Genomic DNA, 16,739 nt, shown 5'->3' with positions numbered 1-16,739 from the left:
GACGAGATGGCGTCACAATAGACAGACTAAAGCATGTGCTGTGATTCAACGTTCAATGGCATCCGATTGATGAACGCTATCGAAAAACCTTCCGTGCCGGCACGCCTGCGCGAACGCCGCGCCGCGATCGACGGCGCGCTGACCCGCGACCGTGGCCGCCTGCTGGGCCTATGGTCGCGCTGGCAGGCCGCGCCCGGCAATGCCGCGCTGGAGACGGCGTTCGAACAGGCGCTGCAGGCGTCGCAGGCGCGTTGCGCCGCGCGCGCGGCGCAGCAGCCGGCGATCACGTTGGATCCGCAGCTGCCGATCGCGCGCGAGGCCGAGCGCATCGTCGCGCTGATCCGCGAGCACCAGGTGGTGGTGATCGCCGGCGAGACCGGTTCGGGCAAGACCACGCAGTTGCCGAAGCTTTGCCTGGCCGCCGGGCGCGGCGCCGCCGGCATGATCGGCTGCACCCAGCCGCGGCGCATCGCCGCGCGCGCGGTGGCCAGCCGCGTGGCCGAGGAGCTGCGCACGCCGGTGGGCGAGACGGTGGGCTTCCAGGTGCGCTTCAACGACCGCGTCGGCGAGCAGACCCGGATCAAGTTCATGACCGACGGCATCCTGCTGGCCGAGATCGCCAGCGACCGCTGGCTGTCCAGCTACGACACGATCATCGTCGACGAGGCGCACGAGCGCAGCCTCAACATCGATTTCCTGCTCGGTTACCTGAAGCAGCTGCTGCGCAAGCGACCGGACCTGAAGGTCATCGTGACCTCGGCGACGATCGACACCGCGCGCTTCGCCGCGCATTTCGACGATGCGCCGGTGATCAGCGTGGAGGGCCGCACCTATCCGGTGGAGGTGCGCTACAGGCCGCTGGAGGAGGCGGGCGGCGAGGAGGCCGACGCCGAGAGTGGCGACAACGCCGGCGACCGCACGGTCAACCAGGCGATCGTGGCGGCGATCGACGAAATCACCCGGCTGGATCCGCGCGGCGACGTGCTGGTGTTCCTGCCCGGCGAACGCGAGATCCGCGATGCGCACCATGCGCTGGAACGGCGCAAGTACCGCGAGACCGAGGTGCTGCCGCTGTACGCGCGGCTCTCCAACGCCGACCAGGACCGGGTGTTCAACCCAGGCCCAAAGCGGCGCCTGGTGCTGGCCACCAACGTCGCCGAGACCTCGCTGACGGTGCCGCGCATCCGCTACGTGGTCGATCCCGGCTATGCGCGGGTCAAGCGCTACAGCCCGCGGCAGAAGCTCGATCGCCTGCACATCGAACCGATCTCGCAGGCTAGCGCCAACCAGCGCAAGGGCCGCTGCGGCCGCATCGCCGAGGGCATCTGCTACCGGCTGTACGCCCAGGCGGATTTTACGGCGCGGCCGGAGTTCACCGATCCGGAGATCCGCCGCTCCAGCCTGGCCGGGGTGATCCTGCGCATGCTGCAACTGGGGCTGGGACGGATCGAGGATTTCCCGTTCCTGGAACCGCCGGACGAGCGTGCGGTGGCCGATGGCTGGCAGCAACTGGTGGAGCTGGGCGCGGTCGGCGAGCCGGACCGCCATGGCCTGCGCAAGTTGACCGAGATCGGCCGCAAGATGGCGCGGCTGCCGGTGGACGTGAAGCTGGCGCGGATGCTGGTGGCGGCGCAGCAGCACGGCTGCCTGCGGCCGATGCTGGTGATCGCCGCGTTCCTGGGCATCCAGGATCCGCGCGAGCGCCCGCCGGAGGCGCGCGAGGCCGCCGACAACGCGCATGCCAGGTTCGCCGATGCGCGCTCGGAATTCGTCGGCATCCTGCGCTTGTGGGACGGCTACCGGCAGGCGCACGAGGACCTGACCCAGTCCAAGCTGCGCGACTGGTGCGGACGGCATTTCCTCGGCTTCCTGCGCATGCGCGAATGGCGCGAACTGCACCGCCAGCTGCATCTGCTGTGCGCGGAGCTGGGCTGGACCGAGGAGCCGGCGGAGGCCTCCCTGCGGCCGCTGCTGGCCGGCGCTTCCGCGCCCGCGCCGGCGCGCGATGCCGAGACCGCGGCGCGTGCGACCCGCGGGCAGTTGCATCGCGCCGCGCGCCTGGCCCGCGAAGGCCGCGGCACGCCGGCCGCGCCCGCACCGGCGGCGCCAACCCCGCTGTCGGCGCAACCCGATGCGGGCGAGGCGCCGCGCGCCAGCGAACGCGAGCGTGCCGCCGCCTACCAGGCGCTGCACCGCGCCTTGCTGGCCGGTCTGCCGACCCAGGTCGGCCATCGCACCGAGAAGGGCGATTTCCTGGCGCCGCGGCAGCGCCGCTTCCTGCTGTTCCCCGGTTCGGCGCTTGCCCGCAAGCCGCCGCCGTGGGTGCTGCCGGCGACGCTGCTGGACACGCAGAAGGTGTGGGGCCTGACCAACGCGGCGATCGAGCCGGATTGGGTGATCGCCGAATTGCCGCACCTGCTGGCGCGCAAGCATTTCGATCCGCACTGGTCGCGCGCGCAGGGGCAGGTGCTGGCCTCCGAGCAGATCAGCCTGTTCGGGCTGGTGCTGGCGCCGAAGAAGCCGGTGCACTACGGCCGCATCGATCCGCCCGGCGCGCACGAGCTGTTCGTGCGCCAGGGCCTGGTGCCGGGCGAGATCAACACGCGCGCCAGCTTCGTCGCCGACAACCAGAAGGTGCTGGCGCAGGCGCACGAGGAGGAGGCCAAGCTGCGTCGCGCCGGCATCGTCGCCGACGAGGACTGGCAGGCGCGCTGGTATCTGGACCGGATTCCCGGCGAGATCCATTCCGCCTCCGGCCTGGACGCCTGGTGGAAGGCGCTGGCGCCGGAGCAGCGGCGCGCGCTGCACTGGTCGCTGGCCGACCTGCTGCCGGGCGAGGGCAGCGCGGCCGAGCGCTATCCCACGTATTTCCCGCTGGGCGATGCGCGGCTGCCGCTGCACTACCGGTTCGAACCGGGCGCGGCCGACGACGGCGTGACCCTGGAGGTGCCGGTGCACCTGCTCAACGCGCTGGACCCGGCGCGGCTGTCGTGGCTGGCGCCGGGCTTCGTCACCGACAAGGCGGCGGCGCTGATCCGCAGCCTGCCCAAGGCGCTGCGCCGCAACTACGTGCCGGCGCCGGACTTCGCGCGTGCGTTCTACGAGGCGTTCCCGCAGCCCAGTGCCGACGATATCCGTGGCGAGCTGGCGCGGTTCCTGCAGCGTGCCACCGGTGCGCCGCTGAGTGCGCTGGAGTTCGACGAGAGCACGCTGGAGCCGCATCTGCGCATGAACCTGCGCCTGCGCGACGAGGCCGGCAAGGTGCTGGCCTCGTCGCGCGACCTGGACGCGCTGCGCGCGCGCTTCGGCGAACGTGCCGGGCAGGCCTTCGCCGCGCGCGCCGGCCGCGCCATGGCCGCGACCGGATTGCGCGAGTTCCCGGCGACGCCGATCCCGCTGCAGGTGCCGGGCGAAGCCGGTGTACCTGCGTATCCGGCGTTGGTGGACGAGGGCGACAGCGCCGCCCTGCGCATCTTCGCCGACCGTGCGCAGGCCGAGGCGGCGCATCCGCGCGGCGTGCGTCGGCTGCTGGAGATCGCCCTGGCCGACAAGGTCAAGCAGGCGCGCAAGCAGTTGCCGGTATCGCCCAAGACCGGGCTGTTGTACGCGGCGATCGAATCGCAGGAACGCCTGCGCGGCGACCTGGTGGAAGCGGCCTTGAACGCGCTGCTGGAGCAGGGGCTGGAGGCGATCCGCGATGCCGACGGTTTTGCCCAGCGTCGCGATGCCGCCGCCAGGCAGTTGTTCGGCGAGGCGATGGAGCGGCTGAAACTGGCCGAGGCGATCATGGGCGCGGCCGCGGAACTGAAGCCGCAACTGGAATCGCCGCTGATGGGCTGGGCCAGCGGCAACCTCGACGACCTGCGCGCGCAACTGGCGGCCTTGCTGCATCCGGGCTTCCTGCGCGAGACCCCGGCCACTGCCCTGGCGCAGTTCCCGCGCTACCTGCGCGCGATGATCCTGCGCGCCGAACGCGCCAAACGCGATCCGGCCCGCGACCAATCGCGGATGCTGGAGCTGAAGCCGTTCGTCGACGCACTGGCCGACGCGGCCGCGGCCGGACGCGGCGACACGCCGGAGTGGCAAGCGCTGCGCTGGGACCTGGAAGAACTGCGGGTGTCGCTGTTCGCCCAGGAACTGGGCGCCCGCGCCGGCATCTCGGCCAAGAAGCTGGGGCAGCGGGTGGCTCTGCTGCGGTGATTACCAGCTGTTCGGCTGTGGAAAAGCCGGGAGTGGGGATGGACAGCCTACGGCTGCCGAAGAGCGCGCGGGATTGGGTGTGAGATTTCCGCGCTGTTCCCGCACCACCCGCGTGAGCAGCATTCTTGTGGGAGGGACTTCAGTCCCGACGCGTCCAGCGGCAGGCGTCGGGGCTGAAGCCCCTCCCACAAAAGGGATGCGCCCTATGGACGGTCAAGCATTTGCGCTGCAAAGGCGTGTGGTGTTTGGTGCAAAGCACCGCGGCAGTCGCGTCTTGTTGTGTCGCAGGAGCGGCTTCAGCCGCGCCCATCGTGGCGTCATGCGTCGCGGCTGAAGCTGCTCCTGCGCGTACGCTCCAGGGCGATTGGAGGTGCCCTGCATTCCCGCTGTTCTGGCGTTCATGCGTCGGGGCTGAAGCCCCTCCCACAACAGCCGCTCCTGCGACATGCGATCACGGCCCTCAACCTCTCAGGGGGCAGCAATCCTGCGAATCCCGAATCCCGAATCCCGAATCCCGAATCCCCAATCCCCAATCCCCGCCCCTCAATCATCCACCCGCTCGCCCATCAGCTCGCGCTGGCGCTTGTCCAGTTCCTCGGCGTAGCGCTTGCGCACGAAGCTTTCGCTGAGCACGCCCAGCACCTTGCCCTGCTCGTCGACCACCGCCAGTTCGTCGCTCTGGGTCAGGTCGAACTGGCGCATGGCGGTGACCACGTCGGTGTCCGCGGGCAGGGCCACGTCGCGGTTGCCGGCGTAGTCGACGATGGCCGCCTCGGCGTTGACGCCGTCGGCATAGGCGGCAGCCAGGGTGACCAGGCCGGCGTAATGGCCGCTCTCGTCCTCCAGCACCACGCGGGTGCCCGAGCCGAGCGGGAAGCGGCGGCGGAACTCGGCCACGCTGGTGGTGGCGGCCAGCGGATGCACGTCCTTCTGCATCATCCGCCCGGCGCTGAGGTGCTTGACCCAGCCGACGTCGCGCGCGCTCTTGATGGTCTCGCCGCGCAGGTGCAGGCGCCAGGTGGAGAACGAGTAGCCGAAGATCTGGCGGACGATGGTGTTGGCGACCAGCACCGCCACCATCACCGCGCTGGCCAGCACGAAATCGTGGGTGCCTTCCAGTACCAGCATCGCCATCGTCATCGGCGCGCCGATCACCGCGGCGGCCATCGCCGCCATGCCGGCCAGCGACGCGGCGGTGCCGTCGACCAAGGCCATGCCGCTGCCGAGATTCAGCACGCCGGCGAACAGCCCGCCGACCAGCGAACCCATGAACAGCGAGGCGAAGAACAGGCCGCCGCGGAAGCCGAAGCCCAGCGAGATCGCCGAGCCCAGGCACTTGAGCAGCAGCAGGATGCCCAGCCAGCGCAGCGAGGTCGGGCTGGTCAGGTCCAGGTGCAGCGCGCCGTGTCCGGAGGACAGCACCTGCGGGGTGATCAACGCCAGCGGGATCAGCAGCAGGCCGCCGGCGACCGGGCGTGCCCAGCGCGGCAGTGGGCTGCGGTTGATCGCCTGTTCGATCGCGCCGATCAGGCGCATCACCGCCACCGCCAGCAGCGCGCAGAGCACGCCGAGCAGCGCGTACAGCACGTAGTCGCGCGCCTCCAGCGCCGAGGCCGCCGAGGCCGGCAGCAGGTACGGCTGCACCCCGGCCAGCTGCGACACGAACACCGCGCCCAGCGAGGCCACCGCCACCGGTGCCAGCGCCGATGGCGAGTAGGCGCCGATCACGATCTCGAACGCATAGAACGCGCCGGCCAGCGGCGCGCCGAAGGCCGCGGCGATGGCCGCGCCGGCGCCGGCGCCGACCAGGGTGCGGATGTCGGCGCGGCGCAGGCGCAGCACCCGGCCCAGGTGCGAGCCGCTGCCGGCGCCCATCTGCGTGTACGCCGCCTCCAGGCCGACCGAGGCACCGACGCCGTTGGAGAACAGGGTCTGCACGGAGACGATCAGGTTGTCGCGCATCGACATGCGCCCGCCGTACAGCGCGTTGGCTTCGACGGCGTCGACCAGTTGCCGCTTGCGCGCGCGCGCGGCCATGCCCAGCAGGCCGACCAGCAGCCCGCCCAGCGGCAGCACCAGCAACTGGTGCACGCTCAGTTCGGACATGGCGCTGAGCCGCTCGTCGGCCTCCAGGCCGTACAGCAGAGCCTGCGCGCCGTGTGCCAGGCTGCTCTGCAACAGGGTCAGCAGGCCGGCGATCACGCCGACCAGCAGGGCCAGGGCGATGAACCAGACATCGCTTGCGCGCAGGCGCCGGCGCAGCGCGTCGGCGAGGCTGTGCGAGGCGTCGGCCAGTCCCGGCCGCGGACGCAGGTTCACGGCGCGCGATCCTATTTGATGCGACGGACCTTGGCGCGGGTGTTGTAGTTGTCGATCTGCATGTACCACACGCCCATGATGCCGGGGGTGATCTTCACCTTGGGCGCGGTGCGGTGCACGCTGGGCAGGCTCGCCGCCTCGGTCTGCTCCCATTCCTGACCGTTGGCCAGCACGTACTTGCGGCCTTTGGCGAAGCCGGAGAACTCGCCCACCAGGGTGCTCTCGATCGGCTCGGCGCTGCCGAAGTCGAAGAAGCCGCGGTTCTTGGTGATCACCTCGCGGCGGCCCTCTTCCTTGGCCTTCTCCAGCGCCACCGCGGTTTCCTTGGCGACCTTGCCCTGCAGCCAGTCGTTCAGCGCAGCCAGCTCCTGTGGCGACAGCTTGTCCAGACCGGCCGCCTTGAACTCCTGCGGCGACATCTGCGTCTGCAGATCGCCGGAGACGGTGCGCTGGGCGAGCGCCGGGGCGGCGGACACGGCGAGCGCCGCGCACAGGACCAGGGGAGCGAGACGCGCGAAGGACATGGCGAGGATCCGGGCAGTGGGATGCGCCGTAGTGTAGTCGCAAGCGGTGACTGCGCACGGGATACCGGGCGCGCCGGGACCGCGTCGGCGCCCGGTTCAGTCCTCGGCGGCGGCTGGCACGTCCGACCTGCGCGGCGGTCGCCGGTACACGAAGTCCGGCGCCGGCGCGGCGGCTTCGCGCTGCGCCAGCGCCTGCAGCGCCGCGTGCGCCGGGGCGCGTTCGCACACCGGGTCCAGGGTTGCGGCATCGCCGCTCAGCGCCAGCGCCTGGCAGCGGCAGCCGCCCCAGTCGACCTCGCGTTTCGGGCAGCCCTGGCACACCTCGGGCATCCAGGCGCTGCCGCGGAAGCGCACGAAGGCCTCGCCGTCTTTCCAGATCGCCGCCAGCGGGCGCGTGCGCAGGTTCTCGAAGCGCATGTCCGGCAGGGTTTCGGCGGCGTGGCAGGGCAGCACGTCGCCGCGCGGGGAGATGTTGACGAAGCGCTGGCCCCAGCCGCCCATGCAGGCCTTGGGCCGGTGCGCGTAGTAGTCGGGGGTGACGAAGTCGATGTGCAGGCGGTCCTGCAGGCGCAGCCGGGCGGCCTCCACCGCGGCCACGGTCGCATCGATCTGCGCGCGGCTGGGCATCAGCGCGGCGCGATTGCGCAGGCCCCAGCCGTAGTATTGGGTGTGCGCCACTTCCAGGCGTTCGGCACCGAGCTCCAGCGCCAGGTCGATCATCGCCGGCACGCGTTCGGCGTTGTGGCGGTGGATCACCGCGTTGATCGTCAGCGGCAGGTCGAGCGCGCACACCGCCGCGGCGAAGGCGCGCTTCTTGGCCAGGCTGTCGCGGTAGCCGGCGATGCGGTCGGCGCCGGCGGCGTCGGCGTCCTGGACGCTCAACTGCACGTGTTCCAGCCCGGCCACGGCCAGGTCCGCCAGCATCGGCGCGCCACCGGCCACGCCGGAGGTGATCAGGTTGCTGTACAGGCCCAGTGCGCGTGCATGCGCGACCAGCTCGGGCAGGTCCTTGCGCAGCATCGGCTCGCCGCCGGAGAAATGCGCCTGCAGTACGCCCATCGCCGCGGCCTGGTCCAGCGCCGAGCGCCAGCCGGCGGTGTCCAGTTCCTCGCGCAGGCCGGCCAGTTCGATCGGGTTGGAGCAATACGGGCAGGCCAGCGGGCAGCGGTGGGTCAGCTCCAGCAGGATCGACAGCGGCGGCGGCACCGGCGTGTTCATGCGCGCAGCAGCCGCTTGGCGTGCAACTGCTGCGCCAGCTCGCGCACGTCGCGTTCGACCTCGGCCGGGTCGGCCTCGAATTCTGCGGCCAGTTCCGCGGCGATCGTCGCCAGGCTGCGGACGCCGTCGCAGCGCGAGACGATGGCGTGGGCGATGGCGTCCAGTTCGATCACCCGCTCCGGTGCCAGCAGCACCCATTGGTCGCGCGCACGGTCGTGCTGCACGCGCACGCCGGCGGCGAGCCGCGGTTGGCTGCTGGCGTCCAGCGTGCTCATGCCGCGGCCTGCGCGGCGTCCGGCACGAACGCGTCCGGCCAGGCCACGCCCGGTTGCACGTAGGCGAAGTGCAGCGCATCCAGTTGCGACCACAGCACCCCGCACTTGAAGCGCAGCGCGTCCTGCACCAACTGCTGCTTCTCCACGGTGTCGGCATGGCGCTTGACGTAGTCCAGGGCGAAGTCCGAATCGCGCGGCGCTTCGTGCAGGCGATGCTCGAAATACGCCAGCGCCTCGCGCGAGACGAAGTCGTAGTGCTGCAGCATGCCGGCCACGCGGTGGCCGATGATGCCGGGCGCGAACAATTCGGTCAGCGACGAGGCGATGGCCTCCAGCAGGCTCTTCTCGCGCACGAAGTGCAGGTAGGCCTGCACCGCGAAGCGGGTGCCGGGCAGCAGGCCGCGCCCGGACTGCACCAGGTCGCGATCCAGTCCCAGCGCGTCGGTCAGGTGCAGCCAACGGGCGATGCCGCCTTCGCCATCGGCGCTGCCGTCGTGGTCGACGATGCGCTGGCGCCAGATCCGGCGCAGCGCCGGGTCGTCCATCCGCGCCAGGATCGCCGCGTCCTTGAGCGGGATGCAGCGCTGGTACTCGTAGCGGTTCAGCGCCCAGGCCTGGACCTGGCCGCGGTTCAGGCGCCCGCTATGCAGCAGGGCGTGGAAAGGGTGCTGGTCGTGGTACAGCCGCGCGCCGATCCCGCGCAGCGCGGTTTCCAGTTGTTCCGGGCTCAGCAGTGCGCTCACGGGCTTGGTCTCGCAGGTGATGCGGGAAGGCGGGTCACAGTGCGATCTCCATGCCGTCGTGGGCCACGTCCCAGCCGTGCGCGGCGACGGTGGCGCGCTCGGCGGAGCCGGCGTCGAGGATGGGGTTGGTGGTGTTGATGTGGATGAAGACCTTGCGTGCCACGCCCAGGTCGGCGAAGGCATGCAGGGTGCCGGCCTCGCCGTCGATGCTCATGTGGCCCATGCGCTGGCCGGTCTTGGCGCTGACGCCGAGCTGCACCAGTTCGTCGTCGCGCCACAGGGTGCCGTCGAAGAACACCAGTTCGGCGCCGCGCAGGCGCTCGCGCAGGGCGTCGGTCAGCGCCGCGCAGCCGGGAATGTAGTGCAGGCGGTGTGTGCCGTCGTCGATGGTCAGGCCCAGCGTCTCCTCGGCCGAGCCGGCCAGGTCGCCGCTGTGGCGGGATTCCATGAACAGCGGCACCTTGCCCGGCACCGCGAATGGTGTGACCTGCAGGCCGAGCAGCGACAGCGGTGTGTCGAGGGCGAACGGATGGCGGTGCACGTAGGCCGGGTGCAGCGCGTCGAACACCGGGTTGTGCGCCAGCAGGTCGAGCACGCGGCTGCTCGCATACAGGTCGAAGCGCTGGCTTTCGCGCATCGACAGCAGCCCGGCGATATGGTCGATCTCGCCGCTGGTCAGCAGCACCGCCTCGATCGGCGAATGGCGCTGGTCGCGCTGCGGCCATAGTGCGGGGGTGGCCAGCACCTGCTGGCGGAAATCGGGTGAGGCGTTGATCAGCAGCCAGCGCTGGCCATCGACGCTGACCGCGATGCTGGCCTGGGTACGGCGTTGGGCACCCGGGTGTTGCTGCCACGCGCGCTGGCTTGCAGGCGTGTGGCAGTTCCACTGCGGATGCCCTCCGCCTGCCGCCGATCCCAAAACGATGAGGTGCATCCGGTCTCCGTTGATGGCGCCTGGCCGGTCGCGCTTCGGTCGCGGGAAGGGAGGAGTGCGCGGGTCAGAGCTCGCCGGAGGCGTAGCAGTTGATTTCCGCGCCGACGCAGATCTCGCGGATCACAGGCTTGTTCCACTTTTTCATGTGCGTTCCTCTTCGAATCGGTCTAGGGACGACGGCAGCGGCGCATGCAGACAGCAGCGGGTCGCCGTCGCGTTCGAGCATAGGCGCGGGGATTGGGGCGGTTGTGAAATTCCGGTAAAACCGCTGCAAGTCGCAACCGGATCACAGTGACGCGGCGGTGCGTATCCTCGGGGCGCCTCCGGCGCGCGGCCGGCGCAATTGTGAGAACGCGCACAAGCGCGTTAGTGTAGGCGGCACCGTTTCGTCGACTGCGTCCGTCCTTGAACCACACCGTCCACTCCGGCCTGGAGGCGTTGCTGCAGCGCCCGTCGGCCGCGACCCTGGCGCCCGCCCTGCGCGCGGCGCTGCTGCAGGCCTGGCAGGCACAGGCCGAGCCGCTGCCGCGGCTGCCGTGGCCGGTGCTGGCCGACACCCTGGACGCGCTGGCGCTGCTGTCCGCCGACGAGGCCTCGCTGCTGGCGGCGTTGCTGTTCGACCTGCCGGCCTTGCGCGCGCAGTTGCCGCAGCTGCCGGTGGCGCCACCGGCGCGGGCGCAGGCGGTGGTCGGGTTGTTGGAGGCGCAGGACGCCGCCGACCCGGTGTGGGCGCTGCATGCCGGGCGCGAGGCCGGGCGCAACAGCGAAGGCCTGCGCCGGCTGCTGCTGTCGATCGTGCAGGACCTGCGGGTGGTGCCGATCCTGCTGGCGCGGCAACTGGCGCAGATGCGCGTGGCCGACAAGGCGCCGGAGGCGCAGCGCCGCGCGCTGGCGCAGCTGACCCGCGACATCCACGCGCCGCTGGCCAACCGCCTGGGCATCTGGCAGCTGAAATGGGAGCTGGAGGACCTGGCGTTCCGGCACCTGGAGCCGGACACCTACCGGCGCATCGCCCGCGAGGTCGACGAGAGCCGGGTGGCGCGCGAGCGCTACATCGAGGCGGTCAAGAAGATCCTGTCCAAGGCGCTGGCCGAGCAGGGCCTGCGCGCGGAGATCAGCGGGCGGCCCAAGCACATCTACAGCATCTGGCGGAAGATGCAGAAGAAGCGCCTGGCCTTCGACCAGCTCTACGACCTGCGCGCGGTGCGGGTGATGGTCGACGACGTCGCCGCCTGCTATGCCGCGCTGGGCGTGGTGCACGCGTTGTGGGCGCCGGTGCCCAGCGAGTTCGACGACTACATCGCCCGGCCCAAGGCCAACGATTACCGCTCGCTGCACACCGCCGTGGTCGGCCCGGAAGGGCGCACGATCGAAGTGCAGATCCGTACCCACGACATGCACGCGCAGGCCGAGCTGGGCGTGGCCGCGCACTGGAAGTACAAGGAAGGCGGCAAGGGTGCGGAGAAGGCCTTCGACCGCAAGATCACCTGGATGCGCCAGTTGCTGGAGCAGTCGCAGGACGGCGAGCAGGGCGGGCTGGCCGGGGCGCTGGACGCCGAGCTGGTCGAGGACCGGGTCTATGCCTTGACCCCGATGGGCGAGGTGATCGACCTGCCGCAGGGCGCCACGCCGCTGGATTTCGCCTACCACGTGCACACCATGGTCGGGCACCGTTGCCGCGGCGCCAAGGTCAACAACCGCATCGTGCCGCTGACCCACAAGCTGCGTAGCGGTGACCGTGTCGAGATCCTCACCGGCAAGGAGGCCGAGCCGCGCCGCGACTGGCTGCTGCCGACCAATGGCTACCTGGCCAGCGGGCGTTCGCGCGACAAGGTGCGCGCCTGGTTCCACAAGCTGGACCGCGCGCGCAACGTGCAGGCCGGCAAGGAGCTGCTGGAGCGTGAGCTCAAGCGCCTGGGGCTGCAGCACGCCGACCTGTTGCCGGCGGCGAAGAAGTTCCATGCCGACGGCGTGGAGGAGCTGTACATCCAGGTGGCGCTGGGCGACGTCGGCCCCAGCCAGGTCGGGCGCGCGCTGCACGAGGCCGAGCGCGCCGCGGCGCAGCCTGCCGCGCCGGCCATGCCACGGCCCACCGCCCGCCGCACCGGCCTGGGCAAGTCCAAGTTCACCGTGCAGGGCGTCGGCAATCTGCTGGTGCAACTGGCGCGCTGCTGCCAGCCGGTGGCCGGCGAGCCGATCGCCGGCTACCTGACCCGTACCCGCGGCGTCACCGTGCACCGCAGCGACTGCGCCGCGTTCGCGCGGCTGGCCGCCAGCCATCCGCAGCGGGTGCTGCCGGTGGAGTGGGGCCAGGCCGGCGGTGGCTACGAGGTCGACGTGCTGGTGCGCGCGGTGGACCGGCGCTGGCTGCTCAAGGACATCACCAACCTGATCGCCCAGGAAGAGGCGCACGTGCTGGAGATCAACAGCGAGAACGTGCGCGACAGCGGCCTGGCGCAACTGCGGCTGCGGCTGAAGGTCGGCGATTACGGGCAGCTGTCCACCTTGCTCGGCAAGCTCGACGCGCTGCCGGGCGTGCACGAGGCGCGGCGGCTGGGCTGAGGGGCGGCGGCATGCCGGCCGGGAGGCCTGCCGGCGGGTGAGCCATTCACCGTGCGCGCGGCCGGTGCGACGCACAGCTGTTCGTCATCGGGGCAACGCTAAGCTTGTGCGGTGAGCATGCCGCCGGATCAGGTCAGGGACGAACCCACGCGCAGGCAGCGGCCGGTGCCGCTGTGGCGCGATCGGCGTGTCTGGCGCTGGGCGCTGGCGGTGCTGCTGGTGCTGGGGATGGCCGTGGTGGTGTTCCGCCGCCCGCTGGCCGACCTGATCTGGCCGGAGACGCGCATCCAGCAATTGCTCGACCAGGGCCACGCGGCGCTGCGTGCGGGCCGGCTCAGCGCCGCCGACGGCAGCGGTGCGCGCGAGCGCTTCGAAGCCGCGCTGGCGCTGGACAGCGACCGCATGCAGGCGCGCGTCGGGCTGGCCGCGACCGGGCGCGCGGCACTGGGGCAGGCGCGCGCGGCGCTGGCCGCCGGCCGCTTTCCGCAGGCGCGCGAGGCGCTGGCGCTGGCGCGCGCGCTGCAGGTGCCGCGCGCCGATGCCGATCGCATCGAGGCGGCATTGCGCGCGCGCGAGGCCGCGCACGCCGGCATCGATCAACTGCTGCAACGGGCGGCGCAGGCGCGTCACGACGGGCATCTGGACGACGGCCCGGACGCGGCCCTGCCGCTGTACCAGCGTGTCCTGGAGTACGCGCCGGAACGCACCGCGGCGCTGGAAGGCCGCGAGGATGCGCTGTCGGAACTGCTGCAGCACGCACGCGGCGATCTGGCGCGCGGCGACCTGGCCGCCGCCGCGGCGCTGGTGGAGCGCGCGCGTGGCTACGACCCCGGCCATGTCGACCTGCCCGAGACCCAGGCGGAACTGAACCGGGCGCTGGAGCGCCTGCAGCGCGAGGCCGAGCAGGCCCTGCGCCGGCAGCGCCTGGACGCGGCGGCACACGCGTTTGCGCAGTGGCACGCGGCGGTGCCGGACGCAGCCGGCGCCAGCGACGGCCTGGAGCGGGTGGCGGCGGCCTATGCGCTGCAGGCGAGCCGTGCCGCCGCCGATTTCCGTTTTGGCGAGGCCGAGCGCGCGTTGCGCAAGGGCCAGGCCCTGGCACCGGACAGCCGTGCCCTGGCCGACGCGAAGCAGGCGCTGCAGCGCGCCCGGCAGAGCCAGGCCACGCCGCCCTCGCGGATGTCGCCGGCCGAGCGCGAGCGCCGCCTGCAGCGCCTGCTGACCGATCTGCAGGCCGCCGAGGCGCGCGGTGCCTGGCTGACCCCGCCCGGCGCCAGCGCCTACGACACCTTGCTGGCGGCGCAGACCCTGGCGCCGCGCGATGCGCGCGTGCGCGCGGCCGAGCAGCGCGTGCTGGCGGCGCTGCGACGCTGTTTCGACGATGCCATGCGCGGCAATCGGGTGCTGGCGGCGAGCGCCTGCTACGACGCCTGGCGCGCGTTGGCGCCGGGCGGCAATGGCCTGGCCACCGCGCGGCGACGCCTGGCGCAGCGCTGGCTGGCGGTCGGCGACGAGCGCCTGAGCGGCGGCGATGCCGCGTTCGCGCGGCAGGCGTTGCAGCGCGCCCGCGCGATCGATCCGGCGACCCCGGAATTGGCCGCCTTCGAGCGGCGTTTGCGTAGCCTCAGTCCGGGGCGCTAGCGCATACAGTGCGGGTTAGGCTTTTCTGCTGGCTGATGCTGCAATGCGTCGGGGCTGAAGCCCCTCCCACAGGTGCACTCGGACAGCTCATGTGTCGTGAACTTTCTGCGGCGCGCGCGTTATCTGCTCAGCACGGCATGAGTCAACGGCGATGCTCGCAACACCGTTATGGGAGGGACTTCAGTCCCGACGCGATCGACGACGGCGCGCCATTAGCGCTCAGGCCAGGAACGCCTCGCCCACCGTAGCGCGGGCGGCGTCCAGCGAGAAGTGGGTCTCGATGTTGCGCAGGCCGTTGTCGGCCAGCCGTTGCCACAGCGCCGGATCGGCGTACAGCTGCGCGATGGCGTCGGCGAACGCGGCGGGGTCGTCGGCGATCAGCACGTCCTCGCCGTCGCGCAGATGCATGCCTTCCACCGCGCAGGCGGTGGCCACCACCGGCTGGCCATGGGCCATGCTGAGGTTGACCTTGCCCTTGACCCCCGCGCCGAAGCGCAGCGGCGCCACGGCGATGCGCATGCCGTCCATGTAGGCGGCGATGTCGGGCACGTGGCCGAGCAACTCGACGCCCGCGGTGGCCTCGCCGAGGCGGCGGATGTCCTCCGGCATGTCCGCACCGATGCAGTGGAAGCGCACCTCCGGCAGACGCGTGCGCACGGCAGGAAATACCTCCTGCAGGAACCAGCGCACCGCGTCCACGTTGGGCGCATGGCGGAAGCCGCCGACGAACACCAGGTCGCGGCGCTGCGCCCACGGCAGGCCGGGGCCGGCGACCTCGTGCAGGTTCGAGATCAGCGCCGTGCGCACCTGTGGCGCCTCGCGCTGCAACTGTTCGCGTTCGACGGCGCTGACCAGCACGGTCACGTCCACCTGCGCCATCACCTCCAGTTCGCGCGCGCGTGTGCGCTCGGCTTCGCGCAGCAGGCGCGCGTCGCCGGCGAGTTCGGCGCCGCGGCGCTCGCGCAGGTAGTGCAGATCAACGGTGTCGAACAGCCGCCGCGCCTGCGGCGCGAACCGGCGCAGCAGCGGCAGGCAGGCGTGGGCGACGTGGTGGCGCACCAGCAGCACGCTGTGGAAGCGCGCACCGTGCTGCTGCAGGAACCAGGTCAGGTTCTTCAGGTACGGCGCGTACCACACCTCCACGCCGAGCCGTTGCAGGGTCTCGCTATGGCGGCTGGCATAGCTGCGCTCGCTGGGCACGAACACCACGTGCGCGCCTTCCTCGAGCAGCAGGCGGATCAGGTTGAGCTGGCGCAGCGAGGCGGAATCGCGGTCCGGCTGCGGCAGCGCTTCGTCCAGGATCAGTACCTGGCGCTGCCCGCGATGCAGCAGCGCTGGCACCGGTACCTCGCCGGGTTGCAGGTGCTGCGCCAACACCTCGGCCCACTTGCTGGCGAAGACCGCACGGTTGCGTACCTGGTAGGCCTTGATCCCGCTGCCGGTGTCGGTGCCGTTGCTGGTGCCCTCGTCGTGCACCACGCGGCTGGCCGGTTGCACCAGCGTGCGCAAGCCGGCGGCGCGTACCGCGAAGGCCAGGTCGGTGTCCTCGTAGTAGGCCGGCATGTAGCGCGTGTCGAAACCGCCCAGCGCCAGGAAGCGCGCGCGCTCGATCGCCAGCGCCGCGCCGCTGCCGTAGTCGACGTCGCGCAGGTAGGCATAGCGCGGATCGTCGGGCGACTCGAAGCGGCCGTAGCTCCAGGCGCTGCCGTCGGCGAAGACCACGCCGCCGGCATCCTGCAGGCGGCCGTCGGGATACAGCAGTTGCGCGCTGACCAGGCCGGCCTGCGGCAGCTGCGCGAAGGTGTCCAGCAACGCGTCCAGCCAGCCCGGCTGCGGCACCGTGTCGTTGTTGAGGAACACCAGGTAGCGGCCCTGCGCGCGTGCGGCGCCGTCGTTGCAGGTGGCGATGAAGCCGCCGTTGCGCTCGCGCACGTGGTAGTGCAGGCCGACCACCTGCGGCAGCCACTGCGCCGTGTCGTCGCTGCTGCCGTCGTCGATCACCAGGATCTCGCAGGGCGCTGCCGGCGGATGCGCGGCCAGCGCACGCAGGCAGGCGAGGGTATGCGCGACGTGGTTGTAGACCGGGATCACGATGCTGACCAGCGGTGCGGGACTGTTCGGCACCGCGAACGGAGCGAACGGCGCCGCGTCCACCGCGAACAGCGCGCGCTGCGGCGGCGGCAGCGGTTGCGCATGCACGCGCAGGCGCTCCCAGGTGCTGCGCCAGCCGCGCGTGCGCAGGCTGGTCAGGCCGCGCCGGACCAGGCCGGCCAGGCGGTTCAGGGCGTAGCGCGCATTCGCCCACGACATCGACATCCGGTAC

The 16,739-nt window shown here is 71.5% G+C and carries 11 protein-coding genes; 3 read left to right on the top strand and 8 right to left on the bottom strand.

Features of this window, described 5'->3' with window-relative positions; all coding sequences use genetic code 11:
- The first annotated feature begins 69 nt into the window (after positions 1–69).
- Positions 70–4,200: an ATP-dependent RNA helicase HrpA gene (hrpA, locus tag SLW55_RS07370; RefSeq protein WP_267100710.1), complete on the top strand. Its 4,131-nt coding sequence runs from the start codon at positions 70–72 to the stop codon at positions 4,198–4,200.
- Positions 4,201–4,743: 543 nt separating this feature from the next.
- On the opposite strand, the gene SLW55_RS07365 is transcribed toward hrpA, so the two are convergent.
- The 7 genes from SLW55_RS07365 to pqqA form a co-directional block, all read right to left on the bottom strand.
- Positions 4,744–6,519, bottom strand: coding sequence for a chloride channel protein (locus SLW55_RS07365; RefSeq protein WP_017916216.1), 1,776 nt, complete (start codon positions 6,517–6,519; stop codon positions 4,744–4,746).
- 11 nt (positions 6,520–6,530) lie between these two features.
- Positions 6,531–7,043, bottom strand: a complete 513-nt coding sequence (locus SLW55_RS07360) for a hypothetical protein (RefSeq protein WP_017908836.1) — start codon at positions 7,041–7,043, stop codon at positions 6,531–6,533.
- A 96-nt stretch (positions 7,044–7,139) separates the two neighbouring features.
- Positions 7,140–8,261 carry a pyrroloquinoline quinone biosynthesis protein PqqE gene (gene pqqE, locus SLW55_RS07355; RefSeq protein ID WP_267100711.1) on the bottom strand — a complete coding sequence of 374 codons (1,122 nt, stop codon included), beginning with the start codon at positions 8,259–8,261 and terminating at the stop codon, positions 7,140–7,142.
- Complete coding sequence (gene pqqD / locus SLW55_RS07350; protein ID WP_267100712.1) at positions 8,258–8,536, bottom strand: pyrroloquinoline quinone biosynthesis peptide chaperone PqqD; 279 nt, start codon at positions 8,534–8,536, stop codon at positions 8,258–8,260. Before pqqD ends, pqqE begins: the two co-directional genes overlap by 4 nt.
- Positions 8,533–9,279: a pyrroloquinoline-quinone synthase PqqC gene (pqqC, locus tag SLW55_RS07345; protein ID WP_152236013.1), complete on the bottom strand. Its 747-nt coding sequence runs from the start codon at positions 9,277–9,279 to the stop codon at positions 8,533–8,535. Before pqqC ends, pqqD begins: the two co-directional genes overlap by 4 nt.
- A gap of 34 nt (positions 9,280–9,313) precedes the next feature.
- Positions 9,314–10,213: a pyrroloquinoline quinone biosynthesis protein PqqB gene (gene pqqB, locus SLW55_RS07340; RefSeq protein WP_267100713.1), complete on the bottom strand. Its 900-nt coding sequence runs from the start codon at positions 10,211–10,213 to the stop codon at positions 9,314–9,316.
- Positions 10,214–10,277: 64 nt separating this feature from the next.
- Complete coding sequence (gene pqqA, locus SLW55_RS07335; protein ID WP_267092635.1) at positions 10,278–10,439, bottom strand: pyrroloquinoline quinone precursor peptide PqqA; 162 nt, start codon at positions 10,437–10,439, stop codon at positions 10,278–10,280.
- A 179-nt stretch (positions 10,440–10,618) separates the two neighbouring features.
- Here pqqA and SLW55_RS07330 point away from each other — a divergent pair, with 179 nt between their 5' ends.
- A complete protein-coding gene (locus tag SLW55_RS07330) occupies positions 10,619–12,775 on the top strand; it encodes a bifunctional (p)ppGpp synthetase/guanosine-3',5'-bis(diphosphate) 3'-pyrophosphohydrolase (protein WP_320744891.1) in 2,157 nt (718 codons plus the stop codon).
- A 117-nt stretch (positions 12,776–12,892) separates the two neighbouring features.
- Complete coding sequence (locus tag SLW55_RS07325) at positions 12,893–14,416, top strand: hypothetical protein (protein ID WP_320744991.1); 1,524 nt, start codon at positions 12,893–12,895, stop codon at positions 14,414–14,416.
- 219 nt (positions 14,417–14,635) lie between these two features.
- Here SLW55_RS07325 and SLW55_RS07320 read toward each other — a convergent pair whose 3' ends face one another.
- Positions 14,636–16,732 (bottom strand): glycosyltransferase, encoded by a 2,097-nt coding sequence (locus SLW55_RS07320; protein ID WP_320744890.1) that lies wholly within the window; start codon positions 16,730–16,732, stop codon positions 14,636–14,638.
- Positions 16,733–16,739 lie beyond the last annotated feature (7 nt).

This window comes from Xanthomonas sp. LF06-19 (genome assembly GCF_034105425.1).
GTDB lineage: Bacteria > Pseudomonadota > Gammaproteobacteria > Xanthomonadales > Xanthomonadaceae > Xanthomonas_A > Xanthomonas_A sontii.
Note: the sequence above shows the minus strand (reverse complement) of the source record. Positions and strands in the feature narration are given on the sequence as shown.